Source organism: Amycolatopsis regifaucium, assembly GCF_001613935.1.
GTDB lineage: Bacteria > Actinomycetota > Actinomycetes > Mycobacteriales > Pseudonocardiaceae > Amycolatopsis > Amycolatopsis regifaucium.
On record NZ_LQCI01000045.1, the window covers coordinates 40,727 to 55,210 of the forward strand.

Below are 14,484 nucleotides of genomic sequence, written 5' to 3' on the forward strand. Positions count from 1 at the left end.
CGACTGTAGGACGCGATAGTCCGGTTCGGGGCGCAGACGCGCCGAGAGCAAGGCCGCTGAGCGCCCATGGCACCATGAACCGTGATGTCTCCTTCAGCTGCTTCTCCCGCGCAGATCGTCCCGGCGGCCCGTCGCGCCCTGCCCGGCTCGCCGTTCCTGGCCGCCGCGCGCGGCGAACGCCCGGCCCATACCCCCGTGTGGTTCATGCGCCAGGCCGGCCGGTCGCTGCCCGAGTACCGGGCGCTGCGCGAGGGCACCTCCATGTTCGAGGCCTGCTTCGACCCCGAGATGCTCGCGGAGATCACCCTCCAGCCGATCCGCCGTCACGGCGTCGACGCGGCCATCCTCTTCAGTGACATCGTCGTCCCGCTCAAGGCGGCGGGCCTCGACATCGACATCGTCGCCGGTACCGGCCCGGTCGTGGCGGCGCCGATCCGCGACACCGCGGGCGTGCGCGCGCTGCCGGTCCTCGACCCGGAGCAGGTGGAGCGGGTCGCCGAGGGCGTCCGGCTGCTGGTCGGATCGCTCGGCGAGACGCCGCTGATCGGATTCGCGGGCGCGCCGTTCACCCTGGCGTCCTATCTCATCGAGGGCGGGCCGAGCCGCAACCACGAGCACACCAAGGCGCTGATGCACTCCGAGCCGGAGTTGTGGCACGAGCTGGCCGGGCGCCTGGCGGACATGGCGATCACCTTCCTGTCCGCCCAGCTGGACGCCGGGGCCGACGCGATCCAGCTGTTCGACTCGTGGGCGGGAGCGGTCTCGGAGCGGGACTACCGCGAGTTCGTCCTGCCGCATTCGGCGAAGGTGCTGTCCGCGGTCGCCGCGTACGGCGTGCCGCGGATCCACTTCGGTGTCGGCACCGGCGAGCTGCTGGTGGCCATGCGCGACGCGGGCGCCGACGTGGTCGGCGTCGACTGGCGCATCCCGCTCGACGAAGCCGTCCGGCGGCTCGGTGGCGGGGTCGTGCAGGGCAACCTCGACCCGGCGCTGCTGCACGCGTCCTGGCCGGTGCTCGAAGCGGAGGTCCGGCGCATTCACGCCGAAGGCCGCGCGGCCGACGGTCACATCTTCAACCTCGGCCACGGCGTGCTGCCCGGCGTCGACCCCGACGTACTGACGCGCGTGGTCGGGCTGGTGCACGAGCTCCAGCCGTGAAGACCGTCGCCGTCGTCGGGGGCGGTATCTCGGGACTGACCGCGGCCTACCGCCTCCGGACGTTACTCGGCGAAGACGCTCGGATCGTCGTTTTCGAGGCGACGGAGTCGCTCGGCGGGAAGCTCCGCACGGTCGAGCTCGCCGGGGAACGCTACGACGTCGGCGCGGAGGCCTTCCTCGCCCGCCGTCCTGAGGCAATTGCCCTGGTCCGCGAGGTCGGGCTGGGCGAAAGCCTGGTCCATCCCACCAAGGCCCGGGCGAAGATCCACGCCGGCGGTTCGGTGCTCGGCCTGCCACCGGGCACGGTCATGGGCGTTCCCGCCTCGGCCGACGCGGTCGCGGGGGTGCTGTCGGAGAAGGGCCGGGCCCTGGTCGAGGCCGAGGCCTCCTTATCTCCGCTGGAACTACCCGCCGATGACGTGCCGCTCGGCCCGCTGCTGCGGGAGCGGTTCGGCGACGAACTGGTCGACCGGCTCGTCGACCCGCTGCTGGGCGGGGTCTACGCCGGGGGAGCGGACGGGCTCGGCCTGCGCGCGACCATGCCCGGTCTCGCGTCGGCGATCGATCGCGGCGCACGCTCGCTCACCGAAGGCGCCGCGTCCCTCATGCCCGCCTCGCCGAGTACGGCGCCGGTCTTCGGTACCCTGCTGGGCGGCCTCGGCACGCTGATCGCCCGGCTCGCGGAGCTGTCCCGCGCCGAGATCCGGACCGGGACCACCGTGACGGCGCTCGAACGCACCGCCACCGGCTGGCAGGTCGACGACCTCGAAGCCGACTCCGTCCTCCTCGCCGTCCCGGCTCCTTCGGCGCGGCGGCTGCTCGACGGTGTCGCGGGAGTCGCCTCGTCGGTGTTCGCGAAGGTCGAACTCGCGTCGATGGCGGTGGTCGCGCTCGCGCTCCCGCCGGGGACCGCGCTGCCGGAGTCGTCCGGGGTGCTGATCGGCGCCGGGGAGCGGGACGCGGCCGGGAAGCCGTTCGCCGCCAAGGCGTTCACTTTCTCCTCCCGCAAGTGGGCGCAATACGGCGAAGGCCCGGTGCTGGTGCGTGGCTCGGTCGGCCGCTTCGGCGAACCGGGAGCCCTGCACGCCGACGACGGCGAACTCGTGCGCGTGGTCCGCGACGACCTGGCCCGGCTGACCGGTGTCACGGCCGAGCCGATCGACGCCCTGGTGACCCGATGGGGCGGCGGGCTCCCGCAGTACGGCACCGGTCACCTCGTGCGGGTCGAGCGGATCGAACGCGCCGTCGCGGCCGTCCCCGGGCTCGCCGTGGCGGGCGCGACACTGCACGGCGTCGGCCTCCCGGCGTGTATCGCCACCGCCGACGCGGCCGCCCGGCGCATCGCCGGGATCACACCGACCCACGAGGGCTCCTGAGCACCGGCAGTGCCAAGATGGCGGTATGGCGCGGCTGAACTACAACGAGCTCAATGACACCATCCGCTACACCGCCTGGTCGGTCTTCCGGGCCGAGCAGGGGAAGCTCGGTGACGACCGCGCGCGGGCGACCGCGGAGACCACCGAGTACCTCGACGCGCTGGAGGCCAAGGGCGTCGTCGTCCGCGGCGTCTACGACCTTTCGGGGCTGCGGGCCGACGCCGACTACATGATCTGGTGGCACGCCGAGGAGATCGAGCAGGTCCAGGCCGCCTACAGCGGATTCCGGCACACCCCGCTCGGCCGCGCTTCGGCGCCGGTGTGGAGCCAGGTCGCGCTGCACCGCCCGGCGGAGTTCAACAAGAGCCACATCCCGGCGTTCCTCGCCGGTGAAGAGGCCCGCAAGTTCATCTGCGTCTATCCGTTCGTGCGGTCCTACGAGTGGTACCTGCTGCCCGACGACGAGCGCCGCAAGATGCTCGCCGACCACGGCAAGGAGGCCCGCGACTACCCGGACGTCCGCGCCAACACGGTCGCGTCGTTCGCGCTGGGCGACTACGAGTGGATCCTGGCCTTCGAGGCCGACGAGCTGCACCGCATCGTCGACCTGATGCGCCACCTGCGCGGCACCGAGGCCCGCCTCCACGTGCGGGAGGAGATCCCGTTCTACACCGGGACCAAGGTGACCCCCGCCGAGCTGATCGCCCTGCTGCCCTAGTGAACGCCCCAGTGGACGCGCGCGTCTGGACCACGCTCACGGGCGAGACGCTCGCCGAAGACGCCGTCGAGGTCACCGGGCCCGAGTCCGTGCTGCCCGGGATCTTCCGGGTCGAGGAGGCGGCGACGTCGAGTATCGCCGCGGCGACGCTGGCGGCCGGGGAACTGTTGCGGGTGCGGGGAATCGAGCCCGGCCGGGTCTCGGTCGACACCCGGCACGCCGCGGCTTCGTTCCACAGCGAGCAGTACATCCGCGTCGACGGGGAGCCGGTGCCGTTCAGCGCGCCGCTGTCCGGCGACTACCGCGCGAACGACGGCTGGGTACGGCTGCACTGCACTTACCCGCGGCACGTCGCGGCCGTGTGCTGGGGTCTCGGCGTGCCCGCGACCCGCGCGGCGTTCGAGAAGGTCGTCGCGGCCAAGTCGAAGTACGAGGTCGAGTCCGCGGTGATCGGCGCCGGCGGTGCCGCGGCCGTGATGCGCTCCCGCGAGGAGTGGCTGGCGCACAAGCAAGGGCAGGCATCGTCCGCGCTGCCGATCGCCGAGATCCGGCCGCTCGGCCCGTCGGAACCCCGCCGGCTCTTCGAGTCCGACCGGCCGATGGGCGGCGTGCGGGTCCTGGAACTGACGCATGTCATCGCCGGACCGGTCGCGGGCCGGGTGCTCGCCGCGCACGGCGCGACCGTGCTGCACGTCGGTTCGGCGAACCTGCCGACCGTGCCGCCGCTGGCGGTCGACACCGGGATGGGCAAGCGCTCGGCGTACGTCGACCTCGAATCCGAGGCAGGCCGCGCGCGGCTGCGGAAGCTGATCGCCCGCGCCGACGTCGTCCTGCAGGGTTTCCGGCCGGGGTCGCTGGTGGCCAAGGGTTTCTCGCCGGAGACACTCGCCGAACTCCATCCGGGGATCGTGGTCGCGGACCTGTCGGCCTACGGCTGGGAAGGGCCGTGGGCGCGCAGGCGCGGGTTCGACAGCCTGGTGCAGATGGCGTCGGGGATCGCCGACGAAGGCGGGAAGGCCGCCGGGCTCGACGTCCCGGGACCGCTGCCGGTGCAGGCGCTCGACCACGCAACCGGCTGGCTCACCGCGGCGGCGATCATGACCGCCCTGCGCCGGGCGATGACCGAGGGCGGCAGCTGGCACGTCCGTACCTCGCTGGCCGGCACCGGGCAGTGGCTGGACTCCTTGGGGCGCAAGGAACCCGGCCCCGCAGGCTTCGACGGGACCGAGTGGCTGGAGGACGTCGGCAGTCAACTCGGACGGCTGACCCGCGTCAGGATGCCGGGCGTGCTGCCCGGAGCGAATCCACAGTGGACAGAAGCGACGCACGTGCCGGGCAGCGACCCCGCGTCGTGGAACAACACCGGTGTCTGACTGACCGCTGGGCACCAAGGCCGGAAAGTCCGTGAAGGCCTCCTTCCCTACCTTGAGAGTAGGGAAGGAGGCCTTCACGGCCCGGCCACGTCCGCCGCACCCGTCACGAACCGCGCCGTAGCCACCTCGCCAAGCGCCCCGGGGGCTTCGGCACCTCGCCACGCTCCACGAGCCACGTGCCGAAAGCGTCCGCGTAGGCCCGCGCGCGGATGGCGTCGGTCTTCGGGTGGCTCGCCGCGTACTCGCGGAAGAGCGCCCCGAATCGGTCACCGAGGGTTTCCGCGAGGTCGGGCCGCAGGTAGGCGGCCAGCCTGCTTTGCTTGTTCCGCAAGACATTCGCTTCGATATGGAGCCTGCCCGCGTCGAAACCGGCCGGGGCCTCGCCCCCGGCGAGGAGTGCCTTGAGCAGCTGAGCTTGTTGCCCGGCGAGCCGCTCCCGGGGCGAGGTCACGGTGAGACCGCTTCCCGCAGCGCGGCCAGTTCGGCCGCCAGTTCGCTGTCGGGCGGGTAGTCGTCGTCGCGTTCCAGCAGCACGCCTGGCGGCTCGGTGCGCCGCCGCAGTTCGCGCAGCAGGTCCAGTACCTCCGGGACCACCGGATGGGCGTGCGTGTCGTGGTAGACGCCGTCGCGTTCGACGCCGCCGGCCATATGCGTGTACGCCAGCCGCTCCCACGGGATCTCGTCGAGGAACCGCTCGGCATCGGTGCCGAGGTTGCGGGCGTTGGCGTACAGGTTGGCGACGTCGATGATCAGCAGGCAACCGGTCCGCTCCGTCAGCTCCCGCAGGAACTCCGACTCGGTGAACTCCGCGTCCGGCCACTCCAGTACCGCCGCGATGTTCTCCAGCGCGAACGGGACGTCCACGATGGACTGCGTCAGTTTGACGTTGTCCACCAAGACATCGAGCGCTTCCCGGGTGCGGGGGAGCGGCATCAGATGGCCTGAGTCGAGGCCGCCCGCGCGGACGAAGCAGACGTGGTCGCTGGCCATCGGCGCGCCGAGCTCGCGGGTGATCTCCGCGAGCCGCTCGACGCGGACGGTGTCCAGCGGCTCGGCCCCGCCCAGTGACAGGGAGACCGCGTGCGGCAGAACGGGGATTCCCTTGTCCCGCAACGCGACCAGGGTTTCCGGGAGATGTCCGGCGTGCAGGTTCTCGGCGACGACCTCGACCCAGTCGACGCCGGGCAGCCGCGCGATCGACAGGTCCAGCTCGTGCCGCCAGCCGATCCCGATCCCGAGGTGCGCCGGCCGGTCAGCCACCGCAGCCCCCGCCTCCGCAGGAACTCCCGCCGCTGCTGCACGAGCTTCCACCGCTGCTGCACGAACTTCCGCCACTGCTGCTCCCGCACGAGGACCCGCCACCACCGGACGAACCACCGCCGAAACCACCCGGGACCGGGGGCGGGATGAGGGCCTCGCTCAGTTCCTCGTCGGGGTAGTAGGAGAGACCGCCGAACGCGACCGCCGCCGCGGCGCCGCCGAGCACCGCACCGCCCAGCATCGCGCCACCCACCGCGCTCCCGTCGGGGGCTGCGCGCTTGCGCTCCCGGCCGTGGGCGGACCTGGCCCGGTGGAGGACCCGGTCGCCCTCGCCGGTCGGGCGCGGGCCCGGCCTCTTGTTCTTGACGGCGCGGGCGACCAGTGTCGCGAAGCCGGCCGCGATCAGCAGCGGGACGAGGAAACCGACGGGGTGGTCACTGGAGATCCCGGCGATCAGGCGCACCACCCCGAGCACGAGCACGGCGAGATACAGGAAGTACACGACCTGGCGGACCCGAGGCGCCCGGTCCGCGACCACGAGCCCGCGCGCTTCCAGGTCCTTGGCGAGCGCCTGCATCGGTCCCGACATCCGCAGGCGGTCGCGCATGCCGCGGGTCGTGGCGTTGTAGCCGGGCTTCGCCCCTTTGGCGACGGCCTTCTCGATCGGGTCCGCGGGCATGGGGCCCGTCAGCTGCAGCTGCTTCGAGCTGCTGACCCGCAGTGTCCCGCGTTCGACCAGCGCCGCGATGGCCGTGTCGACCACACGGTCCGGGCCGCCCGCCAGAAAGGCGAGTTCGTACACCGTCGGTTCCGGGCCGCTCACCGCGGCGCGGGGTGCCTTACGGCCCACCCTGACCGCGATCGTCCACAGAAGACCGACGAGCAGTGGCAGCACCAGCAACACGGCATAGACAGCCAGGAAAGCAGGTCCGGGAATGCCCCAGGTGTCTTTCATCGCACGGGCCTTTCGCGAGCAGGTGCAGTTACCGTAGTCGGACGTCTTTCCGTCCGGTCGTGGTTCCGTGATTCGAACATCGGGGGTGGGCCTTCACCACGGCAGTTGGGCCGTCACAAGCCGCCGGTGTCCGTCCCGATCCCGTCTCCCCAGGCGAAGGCGCGAGTGTCCTTGCCGGGTGGTCCGGCGTGGCGGCTCAGGATGCGGGCGACTTCACGATCGGGATACGCGGCGACGCCGCGGAGAGCCACCGTGCCCGCCGCACCCGCGACCAGGCTCCGATCCGTCTTCGCCTCGGCTAGCACCTCGCGGCCCGCGATGGTCGTCCTGCCCTGGTAGTCGGTCCGCCCGAACCGGAGGGTCACGATCAGCAGAACCAGGGTGACGACAAGAAGCGCGCTCAGGATTCCGCCGCCGTCGCCGGCGAACCACCTGGCCGTTCCGATCGCCAGAAGCACGGCGTAGCCAACGGCGGCGATCCTCCACCAGAGCCGCCGTCGCCCTTCCCGGACAACCAGGCCGCGGCGACCCAAGTCGGCCCACAACGCCCGCATCGCCGGCCCGCGGCTCATCCACTCCCGCAGCCGGTGGTCGGGTGTCGCGGAGAGCGCACCGGCGAGTTCCTGTCCCAGCGGGTCGACCGGGATCAACGGCGTGCGGTAGAGCCTGCCCGAACCACCGAGCCGGGCCTGTTCGCGTTCGAGCATCGCGGCGACCACCGTGTCGGTGACCCGCGCGGTGCCGCCCGCCAGAGCCGCCACATGGTGCACGGTCGGCAGCTTTTCGCCATCGTGAAAGCCGCGCCGGAGCCACAACGCGTGCAGCCCCGCGATGGTGAAGGGAAGCGCGATCGCCAGTGCGTAGAGCCACCAGAAGTCCGGCCCTGAGATACCCCAGGCTTCAGCCACCACAACCACCTCCTCCGCCACTACCACAGGATGAGCCTCCGCCACCGCAGCCCCCGGAACCGACGGCGTACGACGCGCCTCCACCGCAGGTACTCGCCGTGCCGGCGAACAGCCTGCCCCTCGTTCCGCCGGTCTTGATCAGCGTGACCGCGACGACCTGGTCGGGGAAGGCCCGCAACCCGTGGAGGGCGACCTGCCCGGTCGCAGTGCGGGCCAGAGCGCGGTCCCACTGGCCGTAGTGGAAGGCCAGGCCGCCCGCGGCGGTCGCCCGGCCCGAGCGGTCCGGCCATTGCCGCCACACGGTCAGGCCGATCGCACCGGCCACCCCGATGATCAGGATGACGAGGGCGCCGACCGGCCGCTTCAGCGGTACGGCGTTCGTCAGCCTCGCGATCCCCAGCGCGAAAAGGGCCAAGTACGCGGCGAGCGCGTACTGCCAGCCCCAACGGCGGCGGTTCTCGCGGACAAGCAGGCCTCGCCGCTCCAGATCGGCGCGCAGCTCCCGGACGGCCTCGTGTCGTGCCATCTTCGAGCGCAGCTCGCGCAGTCCGGTCCCGTGACCGTGCACGAGCGAGACGATCGCGCGCTGGAACGGATCGGCCGGGACCGGCTTGACCGGGTGCAGGATGCCGCGGCTGTCGGGCCGCAGGAAGTGCCGTTCGAGCAGACCGGCGACGGCGGTGTCGGTGACCCGCTCGGCACCGTCCGCCAGTGCGGCCAGGTGATAGAGACCGGGCACCGTCCTGGCGCCGGTGTCGCGACGCAGCCACAGCTCGTGCGCCATGGCGAGCGAGAGCGGCAGGACGACCAGGCAACCGTACAGCCAAGCGAAAGCCGGTCCGGAGATTCCCCAAGGGTCATGCATAAGACACCGCCCTCCCCGACGCTGTTCCTGTTCCTCGGGAACGCATCAGGGAGGGCGGTGGTTCGCTTCGGTCGGTTACGACTCGGGAACGAGCTTCAGCGAGATCGAGTTGATGCAGTACCGCTGATCCGTCGGCGTGGCGTATCCCTCGCCTTCGAAGACGTGCCCGAGGTGGCTGTGGCACGACTTGCACAGCACCTCGATCCGGCGCATCCCCATGGTGGTGTCCTCGCGGAGGAGGACGGCGTCGGAATCGGCCGGGTCGTAGAACGACGGCCAGCCGCAATGGCTCTCGAACTTCGTGTCGCTGCGGAACAGTTCGGCACCACAGGCGCGGCACTCGTAGACACCGGCGGTCTTCTCGTCGGTGTACTCACCGGTGAAGGGGCGCTCGGTGCCCGCCTGGCGGAGCACCGCGTACTCTTCGGGGCTGAGCTGTTCCCGCCATTCCTGCTCGGACTTGACCACGCGAGGCGTGGCTCCGACAACGGGTTTCATGCCTTTCACCGGTTCCACGTTACCCCGCGAGCCAGGCGATGGCCCGGCCGATGATGTCCCATGCGGTGACCATCACGCCGAGCACGATGAGGATCACGACGAGCGCCGAAATCCACCAGCGCAGACCGCCGAGGCGGTTGCTGGAGTCGGCGAAATCGGAGACACCGTCGAGGCAGGCTTCCACGGTGAAGTTCGGGCCGCAGCGTTCGATGCGGTCCAGATGCTCGGCGAAGGCGCGGGCTTCGGGATCGTACGGGTCGAGACCTACCAGGTCCTCGCGGAAACGAGGATTCTGGCCAGGTCCGAAAGGTCCGCTATCGGCCATGAAAGCAACAGTAAGCCACGAGCGGCGTTTGTCCTACCACCGGCGAGGCGGGTCTCACCCCCGCCACAGCGGGTCACGGACCGAGTACGCGCGTGTCCGCGTCGATGAGGTACTGCCCGCCGGACTGGATCACGCGCAGCGCCGGGCGAGGACCGTTGTTGACCGTCACGTTCATGTCGATCGAACCGTCGGGGTTACCGCCGCCGCTGTCCGCGTGCGCCTGCTTGGCGCCGGTGACCTTGTGAGCGGCCCAGTAATCGGCGAAAGCCTGCTCCGAGCCGTACACGGCCTTCGCGGCGTCGGTCAGCATGTTCCAGCTCGCCGGCGTCCCGATCGTGTTGGTGTCGAAGAAGCCCAGGACGAACTGACCGACGCTGGAGAAGTTCGTGATCTTCTCGCTCTCGGTCTTCCCCAGCCCGGCCGGGGCCGCGCGTGAGGAAGACGGGGGAGCCGATTTGGAGACCGAGCTGCTGGGCCGCGGATTCGCGCCCGCGTCGGCGGGCCCCTGGTTGGTCCCGCCGTTGCCCGAATTGAGCACCAGGAACACGATCACGGCGATCACCACGACCGCGGCACCGGCGCCCGCGAACAGGGCGGCCTTGCGCTTGCCGTCGGCGGGTTTGGCCGGGGACGGCCGCATCGGGGCGGCCGCGGACGGCGGCGGGGATACCGCGGCGACCGGGCGCGGCGGCGTGTTGGGCGGAGCCGCCGGTGAACGCATCGGGATGAACGCGGCGGTCGGCGTGTGCTGCTTGGCGGGCGTCGGTGGGGCCGGCGTCGTGGCGGGCTGGGCCGGGGGATCGACCCGCTGCCAGGGCGGACGGTCCCCGCCGGGAAGGCCGCGTCCCGGCGTCTCGGGCGCGGCGGGCTGTCTACCGCCACCGGCTCCGAAAAGCCGCGGCGACGACACCGTTCCCGCGGCGGATTCACTCGCCGCCAGCGCGGCGAGCCGCTCCCTGGCCTCGGCCATGGTCGGCCGCTCGGTCGGTTCGGTGCGCAGGAGGCTCATCAGCAGCGCCGTCGCGGCACCCGCCTGCTGCGGCGGGTTGATCTGGCCGTTCGCGGCCGCGTACAGCAGCGCGAGCTGGTTGGAGCTGTTCCCGTACGGCGTCTGACCTTCGATCGCCTGGTAGAGCGTCGCGCCGAGCGCGAAGACGTCGGAGCTGGGCACCGGATCGGAACCGCGCGCCAGTTCGGGCGCGAGATAGGCCGGGGTGCCGCCGATAAGGCCCGTCTGGGTCAGCGTCATGTCGCCCGCCGCGCGGGAAATGCCGAAGTCGGTGATCTTCGCGGTACCCGACTCGTCGATCAGGATGTTCCCCGGTTTGACGTCGCGGTGCACGATCCCGGCGCGATGCGCGGCGACCAGCGCCGACGCCACCTGCTCGCCGATCTTCGCGACGCGGCCCAGCGGCAGCGTGCCCTCCTCGGAGATGATCGCCGAGAGGCTCGGGCCGTTCAGGTACTCCATCACCAGGCAGGGGTCGCCGCCGTGCTCGGCGATGTCGAACACCACGATCGCGTTCGGATGCTGGAAGCGGGCCGCGTTCTTCGCCTCGCGCATGGCGCGCTGGCGCATGTTGTCGCGTTCGGCTTCGGAGACACCCGGCTGCGGGAGAATCTGCTTGACCGCCACCGAGCGCTCGAGGCGGACGTCGATGGCGCGCCAGACCACCCCCATGGCACCGCTACCAATTTGCTCGACCAGGCGGTAGTGCCCAGCGATCAGCTGACCGGTGTCGATGGCGACTGCTCCTGACACATTCTTTGACGAACACATCCCGGGTGATGGTGGCGCTACGCGGCCTGACAGGTCCCGCGCACCCGATCGAGTGTAGCGGGCGGTGGTTTCGGCTCCCCGTCAGCTCGCCGGTGCGGAGGCGCGTGATTCTTCCCGCCCGTCCGGTTCGGGCACCCGGCGGGCTTTCCGCCGGAAGACCTTCACCAGTCCGATGGCCCCCGCCGCGGCGAACACGGCGTAACAGATCAGCAGGGCGGGCGGGGTTTCCCCGGTGAGGGCGTCGCCGAGGACGACGACCGCGACCGTGCCGGGAAGGCTGCCGAGCGCGGTCCCGAGCAGATACGGGGCGAAACGGACGGAGGACACTCCGCACAGATAACTCAGCGGAGCGAACGGCACCATCGGGATCAGTCGCAGGGACGTGATCGCCAGGACACCGCCGTCGGAAAGCCGGTCGTTGACCGCGCGGACCCGGGCGCGGTGCAGATGCCGGGTGACGAGGTCGCGTCCGAGTGCCCTCGCGAGGCCGAACGAGAGCCCGGAGGCGACCGTGGTCGCCAGGATCCCGACGACGATGCCCGTCGTGGTGCCGAGCAGCAGCCCACCGGCCAGGTTGAACACCGTCCGCGGGATCGGCGCGACGGTGAGCACCGAATAGACGAGGAAGAAGACCAGCGGGGTCGCCGGACCGGTCGCGGCCGCCCAGGCCCGCAGCCCGGCCGGGCTGGGGATGGGGAGCAGTACCGCGGCCGTCACGAAAAGGACGAGCACGGTGAGCGCGAGGATTAATTTGGTACGGCCGGACACCGCGTCAACCGTACGGTATCCGCTGTGATCGACACCGAGGCGTTGCGGACGCAACCCGAACTCGACGGCGAGAACGTCGTACTGGCGCAGCTCGACGATTCCTACTTCGCAGCCGCTTGGGAGGCGGTGCGAGACCCCGAGGTCATCCGGCTCACCGGCACCCACACGAAGTTCACCGAGGAACAGATCCACCGGTTCCTGGCATCGCGGCCGGGGCTCGAAGACCGCGCGGATTACGCGATCCTCCGCAAGGAAGACCGTGCCTATCTCGGCGACGTGGTGCTGTCCGACATCGACGAACACAACCGCTCCGGGGGCTTCCGGATCGCGCTGACCGGCCCGGACGTCTTCGGGAAGGGGTACGGCACCGAGGCGACGAAGCTCCTGCTGGACTACGCGTTCGACGTCGTCGGCCTGCACCGGGTATCGCTTGAGGTCTTCGCCCACAACCCGCGGGCCCGGCGCGTGTACGAGAAATGCGGATTCGTCCGCGAGGGGATCCAGCGGCAAGCGCTGTGGTGGGACGGCGAATGGCATGACGTCATCACGATGGCCGTTCTGAAGACGGATCCCCGGCCCTGATCGGCGATACGGTGGGCGCATGCCCAAGAACGGTGAGCCGATCCAGATCGCGGTAGGCGAGCGCGAAGTCCGGGTGTCCAGCCCGGACAAGGTGTACTTTCCGGCCCGCGGCATCACGAAACGCCAGGTCGTGGAGCACTACGTCGCGGTCGGCGAGCCGCTGCTGCGCGCGGTCGGCGAGCGGCCCACGACGCTGAAGCGCTACGTCGACGGCGTCGAGGGCGAGTGGTTCTACGCCAAGCGCGTGCCGAAGGGCGCCCCTGAATGGGTGGAAACCGCGAAGATCACCTTCCCGTCGGGCCGGACCGCCGAGGAGGTCTGCCCGACCGAGCCCGCCGTGTTCGCCTGGGCGGCGAACCTGGGCACCTTCGACTTCCACCCGTGGCCGGTGCGGCGGCCCGACGTCGATCATCCCGACGAACTCCGCATCGACGTCGACCCGCCGGACGAGGCCGGGTTCTCCGACGCGGTCGAGGTCGCCGGCGTGGTGCGCGAGGTCCTGGACTCGGCCGGGCTGGTCGGCTACCCGAAGACCTCGGGCGGCCGCGGCGTGCACGTCCTGGTGCGGATCCGGCCGGACTGGGACTTCATCGACGTCCGCCACGCGGTGATCGCGCTGGGCCGCGAGGTCGAGCGCCGCATCCCGGACAAGGCGACCATCGCCTGGTGGAAGGAAGAACGCGGCGGCCGGGTCTTCATCGACTACAACCAGGCCGCGCGCGACCGCACCGTGGCTTCGGCCTGGTCGGTCCGGGGCACCCCGCGCGCGACGGTGTCGACGCCGCTGACCTGGGATCTGCTCACCGAGGTCGACCCGGACGACTTCGACGTCCTCACCGCGGGCGCCTTCTATGCCGAACGAGGCGACCTGCACGCGCCGATGGACGAGCAGGCGTTCGGTATCGAGACGCTGCTGGAGTGGTACGCGCGGGACGAGCGCGACCACGGCCTCGGCGAGATGCCGTACCCGCCGGACTACCCGAAGATGCCGGGTGAGCCGAAGCGGGTCCAGCCGAGTAAGGCGCGCGACGACACGCCCTAACCCTGGTTTCCACGTTTCGTGACGGCGCGTGCGGCTTCGGTGACCAATTCGTACTCGCCGCCCGTCTCTTCTCCGGTTTCCTCGCGGAGTGATTGCGAACTCGTGTCGATCTCGAAACCTCTTCCCGGTGGGAGAGTGATCGATACGAGACTGTGTGACGCGTGGGGCCAAGTCGTAACGGCAGGTTTCCTGCCAGCGACATTCCCCGCCGAACACCTAGGCTGGGGGAGACGAAGGAGAATCCGTGGACGACCTGATCGCCTTTCTCGCCGCGCGTGTCGGGCAACGCCAGGCGTTGATCATGCAGGCGGTCAAGAAAACCGAGATCAGCGAATCGCTCAATCGGGGTGAGACCAAGGTCGTCATCGAAAAGAAGATCCGCTCGCTGAACGACATCGAACTCGACGTGGTCAATCAGATGATCAACGAGATCGAGGCGATCCGGCGGCTCCTGCAGGCGCACCGCACCACGGTCTCGGAGAAGGTGCCCGGCTTCCCCCTGTACGGCAACGAGTACTGGTGCGAGACATGCCACGTGCCCGCCGACGAGGCCGGGACGAACTGGTGCCTGACCCTGCGGTTGCTGGCCCTGCCGCACGCCGACCATCCGGACTACAGCGAACGTTGGCGCCCGTAGGGCCTGAGTGCGGTCGGGTGGGGAGGATCCGGTCGTTGGGCGTCCGGGAGCTATCCCGCTTGGTTGCCGGTCCATAGGTCGTGATGGGGCACGAGCTTGATCAACGGAGGATTGGGGACGTTGAGTGTCCCCGATCTTCCGTTGATCAAGGCGTGACGGGCGACGATGCCCGCGGCACCACCACCCTCGTGCCGGTTCACGGTCTCGATGATCGCCACGTCGGCCACAGGCGCGCCACC

17 protein-coding genes are annotated in these 14,484 nt (G+C 70.6%); 7 read left to right on the forward strand and 10 right to left on the reverse strand.

The window, feature by feature from the left end; translation table 11 throughout:
- Nucleotides 1-84: 84 nt before the first annotated feature.
- The 4 genes from hemE to AVL48_RS31130 are packed head-to-tail and all read left to right on the forward strand — an operon-like array spanning nt 85 to nt 4,625.
- Nucleotides 85-1,158 carry a uroporphyrinogen decarboxylase gene (gene hemE, locus AVL48_RS31115; RefSeq protein WP_061988739.1) on the forward strand — a complete coding sequence of 358 codons (1,074 nt, stop codon included), beginning with the start codon at nt 85-87 and terminating at the stop codon, nt 1,156-1,158.
- Nucleotides 1,155-2,534 carry a protoporphyrinogen oxidase gene (gene hemG, locus AVL48_RS31120; protein ID WP_061988741.1) on the forward strand — a complete coding sequence of 460 codons (1,380 nt, stop codon included), beginning with the start codon at nt 1,155-1,157 and terminating at the stop codon, nt 2,532-2,534. Before hemE ends, hemG begins: the two co-directional genes overlap by 4 nt.
- Nucleotides 2,535-2,559: 25 nt before the next feature.
- A complete protein-coding gene (gene hemQ / locus AVL48_RS31125; protein ID WP_061988743.1) occupies nt 2,560-3,252 on the forward strand; it encodes a hydrogen peroxide-dependent heme synthase in 693 nt (230 codons plus the stop codon).
- Entirely contained in the window at nt 3,252-4,625 is a 1,374-nt protein-coding gene (locus tag AVL48_RS31130) for a CoA transferase (RefSeq protein WP_425266140.1), read from the forward strand. Before hemQ ends, AVL48_RS31130 begins: the two co-directional genes overlap by 1 nt.
- 103 nt (nt 4,626-4,728) lie before the next feature.
- Here the strand turns inward: AVL48_RS31130 and AVL48_RS31135 are convergent, their stop codons facing one another.
- From AVL48_RS31135 to AVL48_RS31175, 9 genes are all read right to left on the reverse strand, one after another.
- Nucleotides 4,729-5,076 carry an SCO6045 C-terminal-like domain-containing protein gene (locus tag AVL48_RS31135; protein WP_061988746.1) on the reverse strand — a complete coding sequence of 116 codons (348 nt, stop codon included), beginning with the start codon at nt 5,074-5,076 and terminating at the stop codon, nt 4,729-4,731.
- The gene (locus tag AVL48_RS31140; protein WP_061988748.1) at nt 5,073-5,885 is read right to left on the reverse strand and encodes an MbnB/TglH/ChrH family RiPP precursor modification enzyme; all 813 of its coding nucleotides are present in this window, start codon (nt 5,883-5,885) and stop codon (nt 5,073-5,075) included. The genes AVL48_RS31135 and AVL48_RS31140 overlap by 4 nt, the downstream gene beginning before the upstream one ends.
- Nucleotides 5,878-6,840 (reverse strand): TIGR04222 domain-containing membrane protein, encoded by a 963-nt coding sequence (locus AVL48_RS31145; RefSeq protein ID WP_061988750.1) that lies wholly within the window; start codon nt 6,838-6,840, stop codon nt 5,878-5,880. The genes AVL48_RS31140 and AVL48_RS31145 overlap by 8 nt, the downstream gene beginning before the upstream one ends.
- Nucleotides 6,841-6,953: 113 nt before the next feature.
- The gene (locus tag AVL48_RS31150; RefSeq protein ID WP_158070242.1) at nt 6,954-7,748 is read right to left on the reverse strand and encodes a TIGR04222 domain-containing membrane protein; all 795 of its coding nucleotides are present in this window, start codon (nt 7,746-7,748) and stop codon (nt 6,954-6,956) included.
- The gene (locus tag AVL48_RS31155) at nt 7,741-8,613 is read right to left on the reverse strand and encodes a TIGR04222 domain-containing membrane protein (protein WP_061988754.1); all 873 of its coding nucleotides are present in this window, start codon (nt 8,611-8,613) and stop codon (nt 7,741-7,743) included. Before AVL48_RS31155 ends, AVL48_RS31150 begins: the two co-directional genes overlap by 8 nt.
- Nucleotides 8,614-8,688: 75 nt before the next feature.
- Nucleotides 8,689-9,111 (reverse strand): peptide-methionine (R)-S-oxide reductase MsrB, encoded by a 423-nt coding sequence (msrB, locus tag AVL48_RS31160; RefSeq protein WP_061988830.1) that lies wholly within the window; start codon nt 9,109-9,111, stop codon nt 8,689-8,691.
- A gap of 19 nt (nt 9,112-9,130) precedes the next feature.
- The gene (locus tag AVL48_RS31165) at nt 9,131-9,436 is read right to left on the reverse strand and encodes a hypothetical protein (RefSeq protein WP_061988756.1); all 306 of its coding nucleotides are present in this window, start codon (nt 9,434-9,436) and stop codon (nt 9,131-9,133) included.
- Between the two features lie 73 nt (nt 9,437-9,509).
- On the reverse strand, nt 9,510-11,117 hold the full coding sequence (locus AVL48_RS31170; RefSeq protein WP_061988758.1) for a serine/threonine-protein kinase: 1,608 nt from the start codon (nt 11,115-11,117) through the stop codon (nt 9,510-9,512).
- 180 nt (nt 11,118-11,297) lie between these two features.
- Complete coding sequence (locus AVL48_RS31175) at nt 11,298-11,984, reverse strand: TVP38/TMEM64 family protein (RefSeq protein WP_061988760.1); 687 nt, start codon at nt 11,982-11,984, stop codon at nt 11,298-11,300.
- Between the two features lie 24 nt (nt 11,985-12,008).
- Here AVL48_RS31175 and AVL48_RS31180 point away from each other — a divergent pair, with 24 nt between their 5' ends.
- The 3 genes from AVL48_RS31180 to AVL48_RS31190 all read left to right on the forward strand — a co-directional run bounded on the left by AVL48_RS31180 (nt 12,009) and on the right by AVL48_RS31190 (nt 14,245).
- Nucleotides 12,009-12,566: a GNAT family N-acetyltransferase gene (locus tag AVL48_RS31180; protein ID WP_061988762.1), complete on the forward strand. Its 558-nt coding sequence runs from the start codon at nt 12,009-12,011 to the stop codon at nt 12,564-12,566.
- A 19-nt stretch (nt 12,567-12,585) separates the two neighbouring features.
- Nucleotides 12,586-13,608 carry a DNA polymerase domain-containing protein gene (locus tag AVL48_RS31185; RefSeq protein ID WP_061988764.1) on the forward strand — a complete coding sequence of 341 codons (1,023 nt, stop codon included), beginning with the start codon at nt 12,586-12,588 and terminating at the stop codon, nt 13,606-13,608.
- Nucleotides 13,609-13,852: 244 nt separating this feature from the next.
- Nucleotides 13,853-14,245, forward strand: a complete 393-nt coding sequence (locus tag AVL48_RS31190) for a DUF6221 family protein (protein WP_061988765.1) — start codon at nt 13,853-13,855, stop codon at nt 14,243-14,245.
- 50 nt (nt 14,246-14,295) lie between these two features.
- Here the strand turns inward: AVL48_RS31190 and AVL48_RS39290 are convergent, their stop codons facing one another.
- Nucleotides 14,296-14,472, reverse strand: a complete 177-nt coding sequence (locus AVL48_RS39290; protein ID WP_156515787.1) for a hypothetical protein — start codon at nt 14,470-14,472, stop codon at nt 14,296-14,298.
- Nucleotides 14,473-14,484: the final 12 nt, after the last annotated feature.